This window comes from Spirosoma harenae, assembly GCF_054776975.1.
The window spans coordinates 125133-146819 of sequence record NZ_BAAHBD010000039.1; the positions used below are offsets into that span (position 1 = coordinate 125133).

Sequence of the window (21687 nt, forward strand, 5' to 3'; positions counted from 1 at the left end):
ATGCTTTCCTCGCCAGCACGACAAAAAGAGTCTAAATTAACTCATCAACTCTTCCAAATGAGCGGGTAAACTGCGCCCGGCAGCGCGACGTTCGGCGGCATAGTCGGCCAACGTTGCAGCGAGTCGGGCGTTTTTGCGCTCGTTCAGTCCAGTGATTTGAGTAACATCTTTGTCGGTAAAAAACGCTTTTAAAATCAACTGATTCCAGGCCGCTTCGTCGAAATAGTCGGTTGGATACGGATTGTGAAGCATGATTGCCGATTGTACATCCGCGATGTTATTTCGAATACCTTCGGTTGCCTGAAATCGCCAGGATTCGGGATAAGCCAAAACTGGCAATGCCGAATAGAGAGCCACCAATTCGTTCATTTCTGCGGCTTTGAAAAGCTCGCTGATCGTGTTCACATATGCAGTTTGATCGTCTTTGGGTAGTTGAAGGAGCCACCAGACTCGTGCCAGCCGGTCGAGCGTCCACCCTTGCACTGTAAAACCGGGTCGTATACGTTCCAATGTAAATGCCATATCCTCTGGCAACTCAATAGGCTGTTTTCCTACAAAACGCGGCAACGCCGTAAAAACACGATAGAACGACGATACCTGCGGATTGCCGTGAAACGTATCGGCCTGTTGACGAAGATACGTAACGGCTTTTTCAGAATTGGGCTGCTGTTCAATTAGATAAAACAGCGTCTGACTCATTTGAAGAATATTCATTGGACAAAAATACTTTCGTAATTCGTGCGCTTAGCTATCAAAAACACATTAGTAGAACGCTATACTCGTCTTTATTGATTCGAATAGCCAATGCATATCTACTGTCCTATTCTTTCAACAATGCATAAATCGCTACTGAGTTCCCTAGCCTTCCTTTTTTTATGTACGCTAACGGTTTTCGCCCAGCAACCAGCAGAGTATGTGTGGTGGAATCCAACGCAAGCTGATTTTTCGGTTATTGAAGGTCAGGGCTGGTCGGGAAAGGATATTCAGAATCCGTATGATCGACTGCCCGCTCGTGCTGAAAAAGCAGTTAGATCTCCCGTTTGGAATCTGTCGCACAACGCAGCTGGCTTAATGATCCGATTCCGAGCGAGTACCGATCAGGTTGTTGTTCGATATGCGGTTGGTGGGAAGCAAACGGCGCTCCCACATATGCCTGCAACGGGCGTTAGTGGTGTTGATTTGTACGCTGGGAACAGTGATGGCGACTGGCTTTGGTGTGCCGGAAAATATAGCTTCGGCGATACGATTCAATACCAGTTCATGAATCTTGAACCTAACGATCCCTATCACAAAAAAGGAAGGGAATATCGGTTGTATCTGCCCTTGTATAACTCTGTTAAATGGCTCGAAATCGGCGTTCCTAAAACAGTTACACTAACACCGTTGCCCATTAGGGCCGATAAGCCAATTGTTGTATACGGAACGTCTATCGCCCAGGGAGCCTGTGCCTCACGACCGGGAATGGCCTGGCCCGCTATTCTAGGCCGGAAATTAGATCGGCCTGTTATCAATCTGGGATTTTCAGGCAACGGACGGATGGAGAAAGAAGTCGTTGATTTACTGCCAGAAATCGACGCAAAACTATTCGTACTGGATTGTCTGCCCAATTTGGTTGCCACGGTAGGTATTAAACCCGATACCATTAAAGCGCGGATTATTCAATCGGTAAAAACGCTCCGACAACGACGCCCTTCTACGCCCATTCTGTTGGTCGAGCATGCGGGTTATACTGAAGGAGCGATTAACCCAACCCGGCGACAGCTCTATACCGACGTCAATGAACTGATGCAACAGGCTTTTACCCAATTAAAAAGTGAAGGCATTCAACAACTCGATCTGTTGACAAAATCAGCTATCAATCTGGATATTGATGCGATGGTCGATGGAACGCACCCGACTGATCTGGGCATGCAACAATATGCAGACGCTTACGAACGCATTATTCGGCCCATTCTTAACGAACCCATTGGTCAATTATCGATTACGAGACCGCGTACACAATTCCGCGATGCGTCCAAATACGATTGGGAAATCCGTCATCGTGCCATACTGGATCGCTTGAAAAATAATCCACCCAAAATTGTATTCTTCGGCAATTCTATCACGCATTTCTGGGGTGGCGAACCCAGCGATGTCAATCAGGGTGGTGCTGACAGTTGGACTAGCATCATGGCTCCATCAGGTGTTCAGAATATGGGGTATGGCTGGGATCGCATCGAAAACGTGCTCTGGCGGGTCTACCACGGCGAACTCGATGGATATTCACCGAACCAGATTGTACTGATGATTGGCACGAACAATCTGCAATTCAATACCGATGCGGAAATTGCAGAGGGAATGAGTTTTCTGATTCGTGCAATGCAAACGCGACAGCCTAATGCAGCCATTTTGATGATTGGAATTTTGCCCCGCCGACAAATGGAAGAGCGGATCGCGTCACTAAATCAACGACTAGCTCAAGTGGCCGGCAAATTAAACGCCACGTTTATACAGCCCGGAACCGTGTTTCTCAAGCCGGAAGGGAAAATTGACGAATCGTTCTTTAGCGACGGGCTCCACCCCAACGCAGACGGATATCGTCGGTTCGTAGCTAAACTTCAGCCCTACTTAAAAGGAAAGAAATAATTTTGTCATGCTTGTTGCTGCACCGGCGGACGAGTCTGCATGACAAAACGTGCCTTTCAGGGGTTCTTGAAAGATCCATCCGGTTTCTATAAATCACTTCTTCGCCTTTGGATGGGCCTGATCGTAAGTCTTTTTGAGTTGTTCTAAGCTAGTGTGTGTATAAATCTGTGTTGCCGCCAGACTGCTATGCCCCAGCAAATCTTTAATAGCATTTAAATCGGCTCCACGATTGAGCAGATGCGTAGCAAACGAGTGGCGCAAAACGTGTGGACTTTTCTTTTCAAGCGTCGTTACAAGAGCCAAGTGTCGTTTCACAATTCGCTGAATAAGAACCGGATAAGCAGCTACTCCTTTATCACTAACGATCAACACCGTTGAATCAGCCTGGCCAGAAAATTCCTGTTCTTTCAGTTGGTTATACTGCTGTATAAGATCAAACAACGGTTGTGTGAGAGGCACAAGTCGGTGTTTGTTTCGCTTGCCCAATACCGTAATAGTTTTGTTAAACAGGTTAATGTCAACCGTTTTCAGGCTTATTAATTCGCTCAATCGAACGCCGGTTCCGTACAATAATTCGAGCACTAATTTATCACGTATGCCATCAAACGTATCCGGAAAATCGACGTCGTTGAGTAGCGTTTCCATTGGCTTTTCCTCGACATATTGCGGTAATTTTTTACTCGCTTTCAGCGCCTGAATTTTTACCATCGGGTCCAGATCGATCATTTTTCGGCGCAATAGAAATCCGTAGAAACTCCGTAGCGTAGCTATCTTCCGATTCACTGACGATTTATCCAATCCACTTTCCACCAAACTCACAATCCAGGACCGGATGTGTCGGAAATCAGCGCGTTCGGGTTGATCTACATGACATTCTGTGGCCAAAAACTCCGTGAATTGCTCCAAGTCTTTTTCATAAGCAGTAAGCGTGTGGTGACTTAATCGCTTCTCGTATCGAATATGCTGAAGGAAGTCAGAGCTTACCGATTTCTCTGTCGTATTCCTGGAATCCATATAATTTCTCTGACTTTAGTTAAATATACTCAACTTCTTATCGTGTCACAAAATCAATACAATAAATTGATTATAAACAGCTTACCTCCTTTCATATCTGCAATTTGGTAACCTGCCAATCTCTAAAAAATACGATAAGAAAACTCTAAATCATAGCATTAAACGCTGTCCTCGATATAGTTAATTGCCTTCTTATGTTACCTAAATCTAACCAATCATTTCTGCTTTTTTCAGCTTCTTAACTTTGCAGAGCCATTCAACGGTTACTTATACGTGCAATTTCATGAAAAAGAGTGCTTTAAAAGACGAACAACTTATCCACCGCTTTCAGCTTACCAATGAACTTGATTGTTTTGACCAATTGTACCGACGTTACGAAAATAAAGTCTACAGTCAGTGCCTGAAAGTTACCTGCAACAGTGATGATGCTCAGGATTTTACCCAGGATATATTCATAAAAGTGTTTATGAAGCTCAAAGGCTTCGAGAACCGATCGGCCTTTTCGACCTGGCTTTACGCGATTTCTCATAATTACTGCATTGAAAAGCTCAAGGCAGCAGCAAGAATGCGAAAAGAATCCCTGGATGTCGAGACCTTATCTCTGGCAAATGACAAAGATATGGAAGCGCAGGATTCGCACTTTAACCAACTCTTGTATTTAGTGAATACATTACCTAAGGAAGAAGTTACCTTGCTGAGACTTAAATATGAACAAGGGCTTTCCATTAAAGAAATAGGTATGCGCTATAATGTTTCGGATTCTACTATAAAAATGAGACTGAAACGTTCAAGAGACCGACTACAAATTCTACGTGGACGGTTGACAGGTCGTCACTAACTACGTTCTTTTTTCGTCTACCAACCAATCATAAGGTCACTTTCTGGCAAAGGAAAGGTGACCTTATTTATTTTTCCCGTCATTACTGACCAGATTAGATAAATAGTTGACCTGATTGGCCAATCCATAAATGGTTGATGAACAACTAATCGGACAGTTTTATACTCCCAAAACCATAGTTGAAAACAAATACAATGACTAACTCCCCTATAAAAGAAAAGAGATATCTGATCGTTGATGATTCCCAAAGCGATGCAGAGCACCTCAAACAAACCTTGGCTCATTTATCCTTTCTGGAACTGGCAGGAATTTGCTCAACGATTGAGGAAACAATTCATTTACTATCATTCGAGAAAATTGATCTGATATTTCTGGATATTAATCTAACCAATCAATCGGGGCTGAATTTATTGAGGCTGAACAAAAATCTTCCTCCTGTTATTATCACCAGTTCGCATTCAAATTATGCCCTTGAAAGTTATGAAATCGGCAAAACGGTCGATTATTTGCTTAAACCTTTCACGTATGAGCGTCTGCTGGTAGCCCTTAATCGAGCCCTATCTACTCGGTTGACCGCTGATAGTGCGGCTAAAGATTCCTTCATTTTTCTGAAAATAGGCCGTAAAATTCAACGCTTCAACTTTTCCGCAATTGAGTACATTGAAGCCTATGGTATTTACTCAAAAGTAATTAGTCAGGTCCAGTTTCACGTTGTCAATGAGCGGCTGTCTACGCTGACCGATTTATTATTACCTCGTCAATTCGTTCGGGTACACAAATCTTATTTGGTCAATATCTCAAAAATTACCAGCTACGACCGCAATCATCTTTGGCTGGGACAAGCCAAAATTCCTATTGGCATTTCGTTTCGGCATAAACTAGAGGGATTATTAAGAATATTTGATCGGGCAGAATTCAGCGACTAATAAGAAGCCAAATAAATACCTAATGAACTATGGTGTAGGTATGGATACAGTCGGCCAATTGCTTTATGTCCTCCGACGTATGAAAGGCGCTGATCACAATACGCGTGTTGGCTCGGTCGGCGGCAGTTGGGTAAGCAAACGAGTAAATCAGAATACCATGGTCGAGCAATTTCTGATATAAATCATCACGTTCGGTAAAAAAAACGGGATATCCGTCGGCGTGTTGAAACAACCCGGTGGGGAGAAGCAATTTTTCGGCTAAGGCTATATTTTGCATTAGTCGGGAATATCCTTCAACGTATAAGTAACTCGCTCGCAGATAGGTTTCCAGATACACCGGTGGCATGGGGGAACAGGCCCCGAAGAAAGCCGTACGACGCAAGGCGTTTATCTGTGTAGCTTCGCCAAACACTATGCCACCGGGTAATCCCATAGCCTTGGCCAGCGAAGCGGTTACGACCAGTTGGATATTCTCCGTATCACGATCCAAGAGTTGATTGATTTGCGTCCAGATACCTCGCCCCCCGTTTAGTACGCCCAGCCCATGTGAATCATCAACAACGAGGGTAATTGGGCGATTATCTGGGAGTGCGCGAACCCAATTAAAATCATAATAGACGGAAGCGACTGCGTCAATCGAATTGACCAGAATCGCAACGGGTCCGGGTTTGGTATTTCGCAGTTGATCGGGCAATTGAGTTGGCCAATCAGTAAACGATGACGAAGGTATCGGAACAGAGGGCTCGTGCCAAAGCGCTGGATGGGCTTTGGGGGCATAGATAAATGAAAACCCCTCCCCTTTCAGCCAATTCATAACAGCCTGTCCAGCCATCATGCCCGACGATAAGGTAAGCGCCATCGCATCTGGAATATCACCCATAACCCAATCGGCTAGCTTTGCTTCAGCTGCTTCGTAGATACCTAACCGTAGATTACCATTGCGCGAGCTACCAAATACTGTTCCATACTGCGTCATCGCGTCGGACATGAGCTTCTGGAAATCAGCATTTTGCGACAATCCCAAATAAGCTGTCCCACTAAAAAATAGATAATCCTGCCCTTCGTGAGTTACTGTCCGGTTCGGCAGGTGATTTATCTCGAAAAAATCACTCATACGTTAGTCTTACACCTGTGCCGTTTTCCCGTGGATACACAACTTTACCATTATCAAATGTAACACCAGTGGCTGGATCGTTGGCAATTAACATAGCGCCATCCAGATCGGCATAGTCGAGCAATGGAAGCAACTGAGCAATGGCTGAAATCCCTACGCTCGATTCGGTCATACAGCCAACCATGACGCGCAAACCCAATTCACGAGCGCGGGCAATCATCCGCCGGGCGGGGGTAATTCCCCCACATTTGGTTAGTTTGATATTGACACCATGAAAATAACCCGCACACCGGTCAACGTCGCTCTCTACGATGCAGCTTTCATCGGCAATGATGGGTAATTCACTTTGTTCATATACTTTTTTTGCCCCTTGCCAATCATCAGCAGGAAGCGGTTGTTCAATAAACTCAACGGCCAGCGTTTTCAGAATTCTGGCTTTTTCGATGGCTTCGTCGGCCGTCCAGCCGCAATTGGCATCTACCCGAAACAGAGCGTCGGTGTGTTGACGTAACGTTTGAACCAGGGTAATATCTTCGTCAGGACGGCCTAGTTTTATTTTATACAATGGCCAGGGTCGTTCCTGCATTTTTTCAATCATCTTCGCCGGCGTATCCAACCCAATGGTATAATCCGTTATGGGAGCATTCGTTGGATCAAGTTTCCAGCGTTTATAAAGCGGCTCGCCCAGTCGCTTCGCCCATACATCCCAGGCGGCCTGATCGAGTGCACAGAGCGCGAATGGATTTTGTGTCAGGTGCGGATGCATATCGGCCCAAAACTGCTCAGGATCAGAAAAATTATATGACTCAATATGCTCTCGAATAGCTTCCAAAGCAGCTATCATCCCATCAATTGTAATACCGTAATAACGCGTTGCAGTAGCTTCGCCAAAGCCACGATATTCCCCATCCCGAAGTTCAACGATTAGCGTTGGCTGCACATCTCGGCTATCGTGGGCAATAGTAAATGTGTGATTCAGTCGTAAATCGACCGGGTGAAAAAGTAACTGCATTCGGCTTACTTATGTCTACAATTCGATTATTCCGTGGCGAATAGCTTCGATCGCCATACTCACACGGCTTCCAACTCTCATTTTTTGAAAAACACTCTCCCGATACCCATCCACTGTGCGTGGAGCAACGGACATTTCCCTAGCTACTTCGTTGTAAGTCAGATCACTACAAGCCAGTTGAACAAACGTATATTCCCGATCATTCAGGTTAAACGGCAATCCGGTTGTTTTGCCCGCTGAACTCGCAAGATTCTCCATAAGTTTCGAGGTGAGAAAATCCGAATAATAATACCCCTTCATCATGATGTCATCTAAAGCCTTCCTGAGCTCAGAGGGGCGGCAATCTTTCAATAAATATCCTCGTGCGCCATTCCTTACCATTCGAACAATCTGATCTTCGCGATCTTCCATCGATAAGGCTAAGACACGAATCGTCGGATAAAGCTGTCGAAGCTGTTTTGTCGTTTCAAACCCATTCATTTCAGGCATGTTCACATCAACCAGTGCAATGTCGGGGAGTTGCTCACTGGCTGCGAGTTGATTAAGCAAGTCTCGGCCATTTTCAGCAACTAGTAACACGTCATACTCGTCAAATTTCCGAACTAGGTCGGATAAAGCGGCAGCCATCAAACGATGGTCGTCGACAATGGCGATTGAAGCAGGCATGGGTTAGTAGAGGGATGATTATTCACCGAAAAGTAGATAGCTAAACGTATGAATACAAACGCAACAGCGTGTTTTTTGATAAACGGTGCCCGACTGGTTACTCGGTTTTGCTATGAGGCAACTGAATTTCAATACTTGTACCGGCACCAGGTTGACTCTCAATGGTACAGGAGCCACCAAGTAATTTTGCCCTATGGTAAAGATTAGTTAACCCCGCCCCCGATTGGTCGATTGTTCGGCTAGTCGCTTCGCTTACGTTAAAGCCTGCCCCATCGTCTACAATGGCTAACCGAAATGTGTCGGACGTATAGTCGGCAATTACCTGAAGCTTGCTAGCCTTCGCATGTTTAAGCGCATTGTTGAGCGATTCCTGCGTCATACGCAACAGCACCATTTCGGTTTTCTCATCCAGCGAATAGTCATCGCCTACCACCGACAATTCCGTCTCTAGTTTACCCGCCCGCTGAATACGCTCTAATTCAAGCCTTAAGCTAGGCAGCAGCCCAAACCGGCCAACGGTATCATGATCGAGGGTTTTAGAAAGCATACGCACTTCCGCAATGGTCTTTCTGACAAGATCGCGCGTTTCCTGGATCGATTCCTGACTAGAAGGAGCCTCGGTTTCATCTTCAAGTGTGTTCAAGCGCATCACAACCACTGACAGTAGTTGCCCAATATTGTCATGAAGTTCGCGGGCAATCTGCTGAAGGGTTTGATTCTGCACCTCAAGTTGCGACTGAAGGAGTTCGCGCTGAGCCGTTTCCTGAAGTGTAATTAATTCCTGTTGGTGAGCTTTGTAACGCTGTTTGTACACAAACAATAACAACGTAATAAAACCACCTAATGAAAGGAACAGTACTGTACCGAGTAAAATAATTAGAACAACATCAGTTGGGAGGGACAACATACTGCTCAACGCCTGGGGCTACTTGGCAAATATCGCAGATAGACGATTAAAGCATAGAAAAAAGTACTGAACAGAAAAAATTCCATTCCTTCATGAATTCGGTAAACGGCCAGGTCTGAGGAATCGGATTTTCGAATAAGGTAGTTCATAAGTCCATCGGCGAAAAAGTTACCCAGAGATCTAAAGAATAACCCTATAGATACCCAGAACAGTGCTTCCCGCTCCAGAGCGACAACTTTCCCGTCAACAAAAGTTTTCCACAGATAATAACCCGACAATAGGATAATTAATAGATTGAATACTGTGCCCGCATAGGAATTATATTGATTCCAGGGCTGAATAGTGAAGGATATAGCCAATGAGATAAGAGCAAATAGACCTATTGAAAGCTTAATTACCCGTTTAACAAGCGGCTGGTCATTCGCCTGAACGAATAACCAGCCGTATAAAGCATATTGTACTATGATAAGAATATGGTAGACATGTATATTGACCCCTCTTAATATTGCCCAGAGATAGATTGCGTATAATGTTGCTGCTAACGTTATGGATATGTTGATCGCTAAGATTTGAAGAGGGGGCGTAAGTATCCTATAATTCACTAAATACAACAAAGTATTTACAGCCAGTATGGCAATAGTAAGATAGGTATCCCACATACTCCTAAGAATTATTCAGCAAAGCGGTCAGTCTCAGGAGGAGGACATGGTGGACTTTGGCAACAACACAATGCCGCTGTTGTATCATTATCGTCTCGGGCCCGGCCATCTTCCCGCGTTGGCGCAATAAACAAAAAATGTTTGTCTTGTTCATCCACGCCATAATATACTTTGACGTGTTTCGACTGCGTCAGGTTGATAACTTCCTGAAGCTTATCAATATCAAAAAAGCCGGTTTTAATAAAATCTCCTGATTTGGCTGATGCCAGATTTTTCTGATGACGTTCGCAAGCTTCTTTGAGCTTTTTGGGATCTGTCGGGAAATCTTCTTTCTCTTTCGCTTCCATAATTTCTTATAGGTTTGATGGTTGTATCAAACGTAAAAGCTAACTATTTGAGAAGCAACACCGTATTTTTCCCGCTACATTGCACATAAGAACATAAATCTCTATAAATCAGCAATTTATATTCTAAATATAGAATAATACATGAAAAATACGTGAAATTTCCCGTATACGACACCGTATTTTTCCCGCTCTTAAATTGGGGGAATCTCACCTATCTATTTTCACGTTCATCCGTGATCTTTGTAGAGCTTTCCCTCTACCACGTCAGGTCTTCTGCTAAATGATTGTTGCCGGATAATATCCGGCTTTTTTTTGCTCTATACATTCCCAACAGCTTCTTACACATCAATAGACACGAGCATAACTCATTGGAAATAAGACACATATAAAATAATTCAAAAATAGTTCAATCCAAACTCACCCGTTCCTGCGTAAGTCTTCCCGTTGATCGACACACAAAATAATTCCTTCAGTACACATTTCACGTATTTCAAAAAAGACAACAATGAAGACGCTCAAATTCACATTCGCAATACTTAGTTTGCTGGCTATTAGTCAGGTTTCATTTGCTCAGGAAAAAACGGTAACGGTAGGTGGTGCACCGATGTATCCGTCTAAAAATATCATCGAGAACGCTGTAAACTCGAAAGACCATACCACGCTGGTAGCAGCCGTTAAGGCCGCTGGTCTGGTTGAAACCTTATCGGGACCTGGACCATTCACGGTGTTTGCGCCTACCAACAAAGCGTTCGATAAACTGCCTAAAGGCACCGTTGAAACGCTGGTAAAACCAGAAAACAAACAAACGCTGACAGGTATCCTGACCTACCACGTTGTACCTGGCCGTATGAGTGCCGAAGATTTGATGAAAGCAATCAAAGATGGCGGTGGAAAAGCTACGCTTAAAACCGCATCGGGTGGTACGTTGACGGCTATGCAGAAAGGCAAAAAAATCGAATTGACAGATGCTAAAGGTGGTGTATCAACCGTTACGATTCCTGACGTCTTCCAATCAAATGGCGTAATTCACGTAATCGACACGGTATTAATGCCGTAATCCATTCCTAGACATAAAAAATCCCCAGAGCCAACGCTTTGGGGATTTTTTATGTCAGTCAATCAGGCAATTACGCATCATAACTCAAGACCGGAGATAGCCATTTTTCAATGTCTTCAACGGACATATTTTTCCGTAAAGCGTAATCGTGAACCTGATCTTTGTTGATTTTACCAACGGCAAAATACTTCGATTCGGGATGCGAAAAATAGAAACCACTCACTGACGAAGCGGGATACATGGCGTAACTTTCCGTCAGTTCTATGCCGATTTTGTTAGCGTGTAATAAATCAAACAGCGTTCCTTTTTCCGTATGATCAGGGCAGGCTGGATAGCCCGGTGCCGGACGAATTCCCTGATATTCCTCTTTAATTAGCTGTTCGTTCGTGAACGTTTCGCTTGTAGCATACGGCCAGAACTCGGTTCGTACGCGCTCGTGCATGCGTTCGGCGAAGGCTTCGGCCAACCGATCGGCAATAGCTTTCACCATGATGCTGTTGTAATCGTCGTGATCACGTTCGTATTTTTCCAGCAACGCTTCAATACCAATGCCTGCCGTTACGGCAAATCCACCGATGTAATCTTCCCGACCACTTTCAAGCGGAGCAATAAAATCGGATAGGCAATAGTTAGGCAGACCGGGCGCTTTCTGATTCTGCTGACGCAGAAAATGCAGCACCGTTTTGGTATCGTACACCAACTCGCCAACGGGACTTACGGCCGTCTGCGATTGAGCGCGACTGATTTTGTATTCGATGTGTCGGTGTGAACCATGGCGCTCACAAGGAATATCCCGCACTTGTTCTTCAAAATCGTGCAGCAGTACATCATCATCGGCTGAATTGGCGGGGAAGAATCCGACTACAGCTTTTGCTTTAAGCAGTTTACCATCAATGATTTCCTGCAAAAGTTTATTGGCATCGTCGAACAGTTGACGTGCTTCTTTGCCAACTACAGCATCATCAAAAATCGCAGGATATTTGCCGTGTAATTGCCAGGTCTGAAAGAAAGGCGTCCAATCGATGTACTTAGCTAATTCGGCAATATCATAATCCTCGAAATAGCGATTTCCCAGGAAAGTTGGCTTCGTTGGCTCAAATTCCTGCCAGTTTATTTGCGTACGATTAGCACGAGCTTTATCAATCGTCAAGCTCGCTTTCTCCTTTTGCCGACGTGAATGATCATCGCGAAGTTTACTGTACTCCGCTTTAATATCAGTAAAAATTTCTTTACGGGTATTCTGCTGCTCACTCGTTAAGCGACCAGCAACGGGTACGCTTCGGCTAGCATCCAATACGTGAATAACCGGCCCCTGATAGTGAGGATCAATTTTTACAGCGGTATGCATTCGGGATGTAGTCGCACCACCAATCAATAAAGGCAGAGAAAAACCTTGGCGTTGCATCTCTTTGGCTACACCAACCATTTCGTCCAGCGATGGCGTAATAAGGCCACTCAATCCGATGATATCGACATTGTGTTCACGAGCCGCATCCAGAATTTTCTGGGTCGGCACCATCACACCAAGGTCGATAATCTCATAGTTGTTACAACCCAGCACAACGCCAACAATATTTTTACCGATGTCGTGAACGTCGCCTTTAACGGTTGCCAATAGAATTTTTCCGGCCGATGAAGAACCTTCACCTGATTTCTCTGCTTCGATAAATGGAGTCAGGTACGCTACGGCTTTTTTCATGACCCGCGCCGATTTCACAACCTGTGGCAGGAACATTTTGCCCGCGCCAAACAAATCGCCGACTACGTTCATACCGTCCATCAACGGCCCTTCGATTACGTGTAGCGGACGCTCAACCTGCTGACGAATTTCTTCAACATCCTGATCGATGTAGTCGGTAATTCCTTTGACAAGCGCATATTTCAGCCGTTCGTGAACAGGCTCATTCCGCCAACTTTCGTCTTGTACAACTGCCTTTCCTTTTGCTTTAACCGTTTCAGCAAATTCGACTAAGCGTTCGGTGGCATCATCCCGACGGTTGAGGAGTACGTCTTCGCAGTGTTCAAGCAGATCTTTCGGAATGTTGTCATATACTTCCAGCTGCCCAGCATTTACAATGCCCATATCCATACCCGCGCGAATGGCGTGGAAGAGGAAGGCCGAGTGCATGGCTTCCCGTACAACATCATTTCCCCGGAAGCTGAACGAAATGTTTGATACCCCACCGCTCACTTTCGCTAAAGGCAGGTTTTCCTTAATCCAGCGAGTTGCGTTGATAAAATCGACGGCGTAATTATTATGCTCTTCAATACCCGTAGCAACGGTTAGAATATTCGGGTCGAAAATGATGTCCTGCGCTGGGAAACCCACTTTATCAACCAAAATTCGATACGCCCGTTCGCAGATTTCAATCCGTCGCTCGTAGGAATCAGCCTGACCCGTTTCGTCAAAAGCCATCACAACCGCAGCCGCACCATAGCGTTTGACAAGTTTTGCACGTTCAATAAAGGCTTCTTCACCTTCTTTCAGTGAGATGGAATTGACGATGGCCTTCCCTTGCACGCACTTCAAACCCGCTTCGATTACCTCCCATTTCGAGGAATCGACCATAATGGGAACACGGGCAATATCGGGCTCAGAAGCAATCAGATTCAGGAACGTAGTCATGGCTTCGACCGAATCGAGCATACCTTCGTCCATGTTCACGTCGATTACCTGAGCGCCCCCTTCAACCTGACCGCGTGCAATACTCAGCGCTTCGTCGTAATTCCCTTCCTTGATCAGTCGGGCAAATTTCTTCGAGCCTGTTACGTTGGTACGTTCACCAACATTCAGAAAATTGGTCAGTTCTGTGATTTTTAACGGCTCCAGACCACTTAGTTTCTGATAAGGTTCGGGTTGCGGCAATTGACGGGGTGGGTATTTAGCCGCTACCTGCGCAATTGCCCGGATGTGATCAGGCGTAGAACCACAGCAACCACCAACAATATTCACGAAATTATCCCGAATAAAGCCCTCAATTTGAGCCGCCATCATATCGGGCGTTTCATCGTACTCGCCAAATTCATTTGGCAAACCGGCATTCGGATAAGCTGATGTAAAGAAAGGAGCTTCTTTCGCCAGTGTCTGAATATACGGGCGCATCGGTTCGGCGCCAAGTGCACAGTTCAAGCCCACGCTCAACAGCGGCAAGTGCGAAACCGAGTATAAAAACGCTTCGGTCGTTTGTCCCGAAAGTGTTCTACCACTCGCATCCGTAATCGTACCCGAGATCATGATGGGCAGAACCGGCCGCTGCGGGTTCAGATTAAAATATTTGTCAATGGCGAACATAGCCGCCTTGGCATTGAGTGTGTCGAAAATAGTTTCGACCAATAGCAAGTCGGCTCCACCTTCTACCAGTCCGCTAACCTGTTCGTAATACGCATCGACGAGATCGTCGAACGTAACAGCCCGATAAGCTGGATTATTGACATCTGGTGAAAGCGAAGCTGTACGATTGGTTGGCCCCATCGCTCCGGCTACGAAACGTGGTTTATCCGGATTCTGGCGCGTGAATTCTTCCGTAATTTCTTTTGCTATCCGGGCCGATTCGTAATTGAGTTCGTAGGCTAATTCCTCCATTCGGTAGTCAGCCATCGCGATGGTTGTACCGCTGAAGGTATTGGTTTCGATAATATCAGATCCAGCTTCCAGATACTGACGATGGATTTCCTGGATGATTTCCGGTTTGGTAATCGACAGCAGGTCGTTGTTGCCCTTAAGGTCGTGCGGCCAGTCCCGAAAGCGCTCACCCCGATAATCAGCTTCCGTAAGGTTATACTGCTGAATCATGGAGCCCATTGCGCCGTCGAGGACGAGGATTCGTTCGTGAAGGAGGTCGTATATCGTTTTCAAAGGCAATTGTGTTGTGCGGTTATTAGCTAAGCTAACAAGCTTCGTCCTTAAAAAAGTCCAAAAAGATGAAAAAGCTTAACCGCAGAAGGCTGACAGGCAGCAGCGGGTCGACTTATCTATCCCGGTTTATGACCGGGAGGAAATTGGCACCTTTCTCTGAGTATGAGGTGGTTGCCAAGACATCATCGGGTCCATTCCCTCCGTCTTTCTGGATAAGCTTTGAACAAAAATAACCAAAAATAGGGTACGCTGCTTGTCAACGTACCCTAAATAATACAGTTTTAGTCTGTTTACCAGGTCTGATCTAAATCATCCTTTGTGTACAGATGATTTCGCTCCGTATAAAATGACTTATCATCTGTCCGCTTAATCGCTAATGGATTCTTTGCCGATAGTCGATAGAGCAGGGCGATAGGCCATAAAAACACGAAAAACAGGATGGAAAGAATGATTTTGCCGTTGATATTGCCTAACACTTCGGCCAACTTAAACCAACCTTTCACAATGAGATCCCCAACAACGGGAACCGCTATACTTAACAGACCAACGGCAGCTGCGGCATAAAGCCACCAGGGAGATTTGAAGACAAAATAAAGTACAACCAGTCCAGTGACGATCACCAACTGGGCTTTTACTTTTTCAGTAACGTCCATGCTAGAACAACGTGTAAATAAACGGAGCAACGGCCGAACCGCCACCGATAACGATCAGAATACCAATGAGTAACAATAAAATGATCATGGGAGCCAGCCACCATTTTTTGCGCTGCTTCATGAATTTGAAAATGTCCTGCAAAAATTCCATGTTGTAATTTGAGTTTACTTCTAATGTTACAAACCTACGATCTAAATCCTTAAGGTTCAGTCTTTTTTTCCGCAGCTACAGGCTGCATTATTCCTGGATTCGATTCCATGAGCTTGAATAAAGCTTCACCCGCACGCTGATTAACCAACGCACTCGCATGTCCATCGTTCCGGCCGACTACCCGATCATTCGGTGGAATGTCGCCCATGAGTTTACCAACCTCCAGAACTGGAACATTATTTTGTTGAAAAAACGACACGACTGGTTTAACGTATTCCACTGTTTTTTCCAGATTGTGCGAAAACGGAAACAAAACAACGTAGAATCGAGCGTTATGCTCCCGAGCGTAGGTTACGAATTTATTAAGATCGCTTAAGTGATCGTTAATGATCGCAGGTGTACCGTAGGCTGTTCGGGCGTAGGTATCAAATGGGGCAAAGTTACCGTGCGGGAACTGCCAGTATAAATAATTGAGCAGATACGACTTGATAAACAACGACTGCAATGCGCGCGGTAAATCCGAATACGGCTCAAAGCCAGCAGGTACTAAGCCATGATCGCGGGCAACTTTTTCAATATCGTTCGGAAAGTATTGAAGGATCAGAACATCAGGTTTTTTGCCAAATTTCTCGAGTCGTTCATACTCATTGCGGGTATCAGAACCCGAAATTCCCAGGTTATAGGTCACGTACTGACTACCTAATTTTTCAGCCAGGACATTTCCATAACGCTCTTCCGCTTTTTTCAGACCGTGACCCGATGTGAAGGAATCACCCACGATCAGCACTTTCTTTTTGCCCAACGTATCCGTTTTAGGTGTATCGCGATAATCGCCAACCATGGGTGGCCAATAGCGTTCAAACCAAATGTGAGAAGCTAACGTAAGACCTCCTTCCTGGCTTTGGGCGATAAACATAAAACCTATTTCCAACAACGCGCCCAGCAAAACAATGGGAACGATTAAGGTTGCCAGATTGCTGATTAGTTTGGGCGTTTTGGAATTCTTGACAATTCCGTAATAGTACATCCGCACGACTTCCATCAGCAGCAAAAGCATGATGCAGATTTTAGCCAGTCGAACATATATATTGTCAAATAATCCGCGATGCGGATAATCGAGAACAATGTGAAATCGATCTCCGTAGTATAAAATAAACGCTAGAAATCCCAGAAACAGTAATCGGACAGCACTGGATACAAGTTTTGATCCCATCAGGACAGGTAGCTTGGCGAGTAGGTTTGATTAATCTAAAACAAATTCTTCTTTCCAGTTGTCTGTATCCTGCCATTCAGGCTGCTGGCGCTTATCGAACAGGTAGTTTCCAACGACCAGGTAATCCATTTCCGTACGCATAAAGCATCGATACGCATCATCGGGTGTCGAGACGATGGGTTCGCCACGTACATTGAAACTCGTGTTCACGATAACACCGTAGCCCGTCAACTGCTTAAACGAATCGATCAGTTGGTAATAACGCGGGTTCGTATCCTTATGGACCGTCTGAATCCGGGCTGAATAATCGATGTGGGTAATCGACGGGAGATCAGAACGTTGGTAATACAGTTTTTCGCGAAGTGGAAAACTAGCGTAATCGGCTGGCACAGGTGTACGGCGGCTTTCCGCTACCGGATGCACCAGAAGCATGTACGGCGAAATACCATCGTAATCGAAATATTCAGCGCAATCTTCAGCCAGTACAGACGGCGCAAAAGGCCGGAACGATTCGCGATATTTGATTTTCAGGTTAAGCTTTTTCTGCATCTCGGCATTACGTGGATCGCCCAGAATGCTTCGGCCACCTAATGCTCGCGGACCAAACTCCATCCGTCCCTGCACCCAACCGACTACATTTCCTTCGGCCAGCAAACGAGCGGCTTCACGGCTTAATTCAGTAAAATCGGTAAAATGCTTCGCAACCCCTTTGTATTTCAGGGCCATCAGTTCTACGTCAAGATCGGAGAAGGTAGGCCCTAAATACGAACCGCGCATGGCATCGCGTTCGGTCGTTACTTCACGCTCTTTTCCAAAATAAATATGGTACGCAGCTAACGCAGCGCCTAAAGCACCACCCGCATCACCAGCCGCCGGTTGAATAAAAATATCTTTGAAAATACCCGCCGATTGAAGTTTCCCGTTCGACACGCAGTTCAGAGCCACACCACCCGCCATCACTAATGCATCGGCATTCGTCAGGCGTTTGGCCTCGCGAGCCATATTCAGGACAATTTCTTCGGTCAGGTATTGAATCGCAAGTCCCAGATTACAATGCTGTGGCTGCAACTCATCTTCGGGCTGGCGTTTCGGGAAACCAAACAGTTCGGCCCATTTAGCTTCTTTCACCATCGTCAGGCCTGTAGCATAGTCGAAATAGTCCTGATCCAACCAAATGGAACCGTCAGGGCGAACGTCAACCAGTTTGTCTTTGATGATCGAAATGTATCGCGCTACATCGGGCGAATTTGGATCGCCGTAAGGGGCCAATCCCATCAATTTATACTCACCAGAATTTACCCGAAAGCCGAGGAAATAAGTAAACGCAGAATATAAAAGACCCAGTGAGTGCGGAAACCGCATCTCTTTCAGGATTGAAATATTTTTGCCTTCGCCTAATCCGATGGACGCCGTTGCCCACTCACCTACTCCATCGATTGTCAGAATAGCAGCCCGCTCAAACGGAGATGGATAAAACGCACTGGCGCCGTGCGAAAGGTGATGTTCCGGAAAAAGAATTTTTATCTTCTTAGACGAATCATACCCTATTTTTTCTAACTCTTCCCGAATCAGTCGCTTCAGAAATAGTTTTTCTTTCAGCCACACCGGAATCGACATTAGAAACGAGCGTATTCCTTTCGGAGCAAACGCGTAGTACGTTTCGAGCAGCCGCTCAAATTTGAGCAGCGGTTTATCATAAAAAACGATGGCATCTAATTTATTCAGGTCTGTGCCGCCATATTGGAGACAGTATTTGATGGCCTGAGCGGGAAAACCTGGATCATGCTTTTTACGAGTAAACCGCTCTTCCTGGGCTGCGGCCACAATCCGACCGTCTTCAATTAATGCGGCTGCCGAATCGTGATAAAAAGCAGAAATGCCTAATATAGTCATGAAGCTAATACTGGTCAAACGGCGTCAAAAGTAAGGCTTTTTTTTGGCAAACGTAGCATCGCATCTTGCGCGACTTACTCAGTGGTCAACCAATGCAATAGGCGAGCCAAACTACAGGCCAGCAAAAATGAGTATCTTTGGGCTATCTTAATGATTGAATAATTGAGTTATTGAATGATTGAATAGTCGCTGTTAAACATTCATCAATTCAATCATTCAATCATTCACTAATTGATACAAATGAAACTGGCAGCTATTGATATCGGTTCCAACGCGGCTCGTCTGCAAATTTCTACAGTATTATACAACGACGATCAGGTTAGTTTTAAGAAGGTTGAATATGTACGTTTTCCGCTTCGACTAGGCCACGACGTTTTTAACTATGGCGAGTTAACGCCTGAAAGCGAGGCTCGTACCACTAAACTCATGCAGGCCTATAAGCTGCTGATGGAACTGCACGAGGTTGAAGATTACATGGCCTGCGCTACATCGGCCATGCGTGAATCAACAAACGGCCATGATGTTGCCCGGCGAATTGAAGCGTCTACGGGCATTAAAATTCACATTATCGACGGGCGTAAAGAAGCCGAATTGATTAATAATGTTGTTGTTCAGGCCTTGGACGACAAACAGTATTTACACATCGATGTAGGCGGTGGAAGTACCGAATTGAACGTCTACGAGAACCGCCAAAAAATCAATTCCAAGTCATTCAAAATTGGCTCTGTTCGCTTGTTGGAGGGGAAAGAAACAAAAGGTGCCTGGCGAAAAATGGAAGATTGGGTTGACGATAATATCGATTCCTCGAAGGAAGTAATTGCGGTGGGAACTGGGGGAAATATTAGTAAACTGTTCAATCTGGCGTCTAAAATATCGGAATTAGAAACGACTAAAGAGGAAATCGACCGGATTCGCACCTACATTTCAGGATTTAGCCTGGAAGATCGTATCAACAAACTTCGCCTGAATGCCGACCGCGCTGATGTAATTGTACCAGCGTCCAGTATTTACATTTCGGTTATGGAATGGGCAGGAGCGACAAAAATTATCGTGCCGGATTTGGGCCTAAAAGATGGCATTATGCAATTGGTCTACTCGCAATTAGGGAAGCGAAAATCGATATGCTAACCGTCAGAAGCCATCTGCCCGAATGAAATGAGAGTAACGGTGTTGTAGAAATCTTTAAAAGTCTGCCTAATTAATGTTACCTAGTTATAATCTACCGAAACTAGCAATACATATTTAACTGAATATAGGCACAATATTTGTTTACCATCTTGGATCAGATTATTTTGCACCAAAGGTAACCACTCCACCGTAATACTTATATGGATGTTCTGACAGATGCGCACTTACAGCAGCGAATCGTTGCATTGGCCCTGGAAAACAGTCGACTACAATCTCAGCTTGAGCAAAACACACTTGATCAACGCTTTCTCCTGGAGTTTTCCGATCGATTTGCTACCTATAAAGTAGGTGATGAATTTTTCCACTCGCTGGTTCACTACATTACGGAGCAAACCAAACTCGATTATGTTTTTCTGGGCGAGTTGATTGAACCATCGCCTGATGCGTTTGCCATTCGTACAATTGCCATTACTGCGTACGGAAACACCGTCGACAATATCCAATATGATTTACCTGACGGCCCTTGTGAGCAGGTTATTCAAGGCAAAATGTCGACGTATCCCAGCCAATGCCGACGATTATTTCCTAAAAACCAAACGCTGGTTCAATTCAATGTTGAAGGCTACATCGGTTATCCTTTATACGATACAAAAGGCAAGGCTTTTGGCATATTAGCCGTTATGCATCAGGAAGCTATCAACGAACCAGAATACATTTCGTCGCTCCTGAAAATTGTCGCCAAACGTGCTGAATTTGAGCTAGATCGGATACGATACGAAACAGATCTGAAAGGTATTAATCAGGAGTTGGTCAATCGGAATACGGAGCTGGTTAATCGCAACGCGGAATTAGCTGCATTTAATTATGTTGTCTCTCACGACCTTCAGGAGCCGCTTCGGAAAATTCAGGCGTTTGGCGATAAACTCAGAACAACCTACGAGCCTACGTTAGATGTCGAAGGAACGGAGATTGTCGATCGAATGGTACAGTCGGCCAATCGAATGTCAATGCTCATCAAAGATCTCCTCAACTATTCCCGACTTTCGCACCGGCCCGAAGTCTGGCGGCCACAGCCCTTGGCAGATTTACTTAAAACCGTGATAAGCGAGTTGGAAATTACGATCCAGGAGGCTGAGGCTCAAATACATGTTGGCGAATTGGATATGATACCTGGCGACGCTAGTCAGCTTCGGCAGTTGCTCCAGAATCTGCTTTCCAATGCGATCAAATTTAGAAATCCGAACCGAGCTCCTCAAATCACCATTGAGTCTAAACGCGTATGTAAAGATGGGCTGCCGGCTGATTTCTTACCCCTAGCCGTTCAAGCAGAGTATTGCCAACTGGATATTACGGATAATGGGATTGGCTTCGGTTCGCAATACGCCGAGAGTATATTTGGTACGTTCCAGCGACTCCACAGTCAGAACAAGTACCCTGGAACGGGTATCGGCCTGGCGATTGCGAAAAAGATTGCCGAAAATCACCGGGGTTACATTATCGCGAAGAGTCAGTTGGGGCATGGCTCTACGTTCAGCGTATTCCTGCCAACTAAAAACGCTACGAATTAATCATAAAAAGTGACGGGAGAGATGGTCGACGGTCGAAGCAGGAAAAAATTTTCTTCTTCG

18 protein-coding genes and 1 riboswitch are annotated in these 21687 nt (G+C 45.2%); of the genes, 6 read left to right on the forward strand and 12 right to left on the reverse strand.

Annotated elements, in window-relative coordinates; genetic code table 11:
* Positions 1-36 precede the first annotated feature (36 nt).
* Complete coding sequence (locus ACYVE4_RS30355) at positions 37-714, reverse strand: EboA domain-containing protein (protein ID WP_461044176.1); 678 nt, start codon at positions 712-714, stop codon at positions 37-39.
* A 120-nt stretch (positions 715-834) separates the two neighbouring features.
* On the opposite strand from ACYVE4_RS30355, the gene ACYVE4_RS30360 reads away from it, so the two are divergent.
* Positions 835-2625 carry an SGNH/GDSL hydrolase family protein gene (locus tag ACYVE4_RS30360; RefSeq protein WP_461044177.1) on the forward strand — a complete coding sequence of 597 codons (1791 nt, stop codon included), beginning with the start codon at positions 835-837 and terminating at the stop codon, positions 2623-2625.
* Between the two features lie 93 nt (positions 2626-2718).
* Here ACYVE4_RS30360 and ACYVE4_RS30365 read toward each other — a convergent pair whose 3' ends face one another.
* Positions 2719-3639, reverse strand: coding sequence for a tyrosine-type recombinase/integrase (locus tag ACYVE4_RS30365; RefSeq protein WP_461044178.1), 921 nt, complete (start codon positions 3637-3639; stop codon positions 2719-2721).
* A gap of 283 nt (positions 3640-3922) precedes the next feature.
* Here ACYVE4_RS30365 and ACYVE4_RS30370 point away from each other — a divergent pair, with 283 nt between their 5' ends.
* Positions 3923-4477 carry an RNA polymerase sigma factor gene (locus tag ACYVE4_RS30370; protein ID WP_461044179.1) on the forward strand — a complete coding sequence of 185 codons (555 nt, stop codon included), beginning with the start codon at positions 3923-3925 and terminating at the stop codon, positions 4475-4477.
* Positions 4478-4671: 194 nt separating this feature from the next.
* Positions 4672-5403, forward strand: coding sequence for a LytR/AlgR family response regulator transcription factor (locus ACYVE4_RS30375; RefSeq protein WP_461044180.1), 732 nt, complete (start codon positions 4672-4674; stop codon positions 5401-5403).
* A 19-nt stretch (positions 5404-5422) separates the two neighbouring features.
* Here the strand turns inward: ACYVE4_RS30375 and ACYVE4_RS30380 are convergent, their stop codons facing one another.
* From ACYVE4_RS30380 to ACYVE4_RS30400, 5 genes are all read right to left on the reverse strand, one after another.
* Positions 5423-6517, reverse strand: a complete 1095-nt coding sequence (locus ACYVE4_RS30380) for an aminotransferase class I/II-fold pyridoxal phosphate-dependent enzyme (protein WP_461044181.1) — start codon at positions 6515-6517, stop codon at positions 5423-5425.
* The gene (locus ACYVE4_RS30385; protein WP_461044182.1) at positions 6510-7529 is read right to left on the reverse strand and encodes a dipeptide epimerase; all 1020 of its coding nucleotides are present in this window, start codon (positions 7527-7529) and stop codon (positions 6510-6512) included. Before ACYVE4_RS30385 ends, ACYVE4_RS30380 begins: the two co-directional genes overlap by 8 nt.
* 15 nt (positions 7530-7544) lie before the next feature.
* Complete coding sequence (locus ACYVE4_RS30390; protein WP_461044183.1) at positions 7545-8195, reverse strand: response regulator; 651 nt, start codon at positions 8193-8195, stop codon at positions 7545-7547.
* A gap of 97 nt (positions 8196-8292) precedes the next feature.
* On the reverse strand, positions 8293-9102 hold the full coding sequence (locus tag ACYVE4_RS30395) for a sensor histidine kinase (protein ID WP_461044184.1): 810 nt from the start codon (positions 9100-9102) through the stop codon (positions 8293-8295).
* A 670-nt stretch (positions 9103-9772) separates the two neighbouring features.
* Complete coding sequence (locus ACYVE4_RS30400) at positions 9773-10108, reverse strand: hypothetical protein (protein ID WP_461044185.1); 336 nt, start codon at positions 10106-10108, stop codon at positions 9773-9775.
* A 505-nt stretch (positions 10109-10613) separates the two neighbouring features.
* On the opposite strand from ACYVE4_RS30400, the gene ACYVE4_RS30405 reads away from it, so the two are divergent.
* Positions 10614-11165, forward strand: a complete 552-nt coding sequence (locus tag ACYVE4_RS30405) for a fasciclin domain-containing protein (RefSeq protein WP_461044186.1) — start codon at positions 10614-10616, stop codon at positions 11163-11165.
* A 70-nt stretch (positions 11166-11235) separates the two neighbouring features.
* On the opposite strand, the gene metH is transcribed toward ACYVE4_RS30405, so the two are convergent.
* From metH to ACYVE4_RS30430, 5 genes are all read right to left on the reverse strand, one after another.
* Positions 11236-15021: a methionine synthase gene (metH, locus tag ACYVE4_RS30410; protein WP_461044187.1), complete on the reverse strand. Its 3786-nt coding sequence runs from the start codon at positions 15019-15021 to the stop codon at positions 11236-11238.
* Positions 15022-15130: 109 nt separating this feature from the next.
* Positions 15131-15240, reverse strand: a riboswitch (SAM riboswitch).
* 71 nt (positions 15241-15311) lie between these two features.
* Positions 15312-15674 carry an SxtJ family membrane protein gene (locus ACYVE4_RS30415; protein WP_461044188.1) on the reverse strand — a complete coding sequence of 121 codons (363 nt, stop codon included), beginning with the start codon at positions 15672-15674 and terminating at the stop codon, positions 15312-15314.
* Between the two features lies 1 nt (position 15675).
* A complete protein-coding gene (locus tag ACYVE4_RS30420; RefSeq protein WP_461044189.1) occupies positions 15676-15825 on the reverse strand; it encodes a DUF5989 family protein in 150 nt (49 codons plus the stop codon).
* A 49-nt stretch (positions 15826-15874) separates the two neighbouring features.
* Positions 15875-17038: an SGNH/GDSL hydrolase family protein gene (locus tag ACYVE4_RS30425; RefSeq protein ID WP_461044190.1), complete on the reverse strand. Its 1164-nt coding sequence runs from the start codon at positions 17036-17038 to the stop codon at positions 15875-15877.
* A 30-nt stretch (positions 17039-17068) separates the two neighbouring features.
* On the reverse strand, positions 17069-18931 hold the full coding sequence (locus ACYVE4_RS30430; RefSeq protein ID WP_461044191.1) for a carbamoyltransferase family protein: 1863 nt from the start codon (positions 18929-18931) through the stop codon (positions 17069-17071).
* Between the two features lie 240 nt (positions 18932-19171).
* On the opposite strand from ACYVE4_RS30430, the gene ACYVE4_RS30435 reads away from it, so the two are divergent.
* Positions 19172-20059, forward strand: a complete 888-nt coding sequence (locus tag ACYVE4_RS30435; protein WP_461044192.1) for a Ppx/GppA phosphatase family protein — start codon at positions 19172-19174, stop codon at positions 20057-20059.
* 200 nt (positions 20060-20259) lie between these two features.
* Positions 20260-21627: a sensor histidine kinase gene (locus ACYVE4_RS30440; RefSeq protein WP_461044193.1), complete on the forward strand. Its 1368-nt coding sequence runs from the start codon at positions 20260-20262 to the stop codon at positions 21625-21627.
* Positions 21628-21687: the final 60 nt, after the last annotated feature.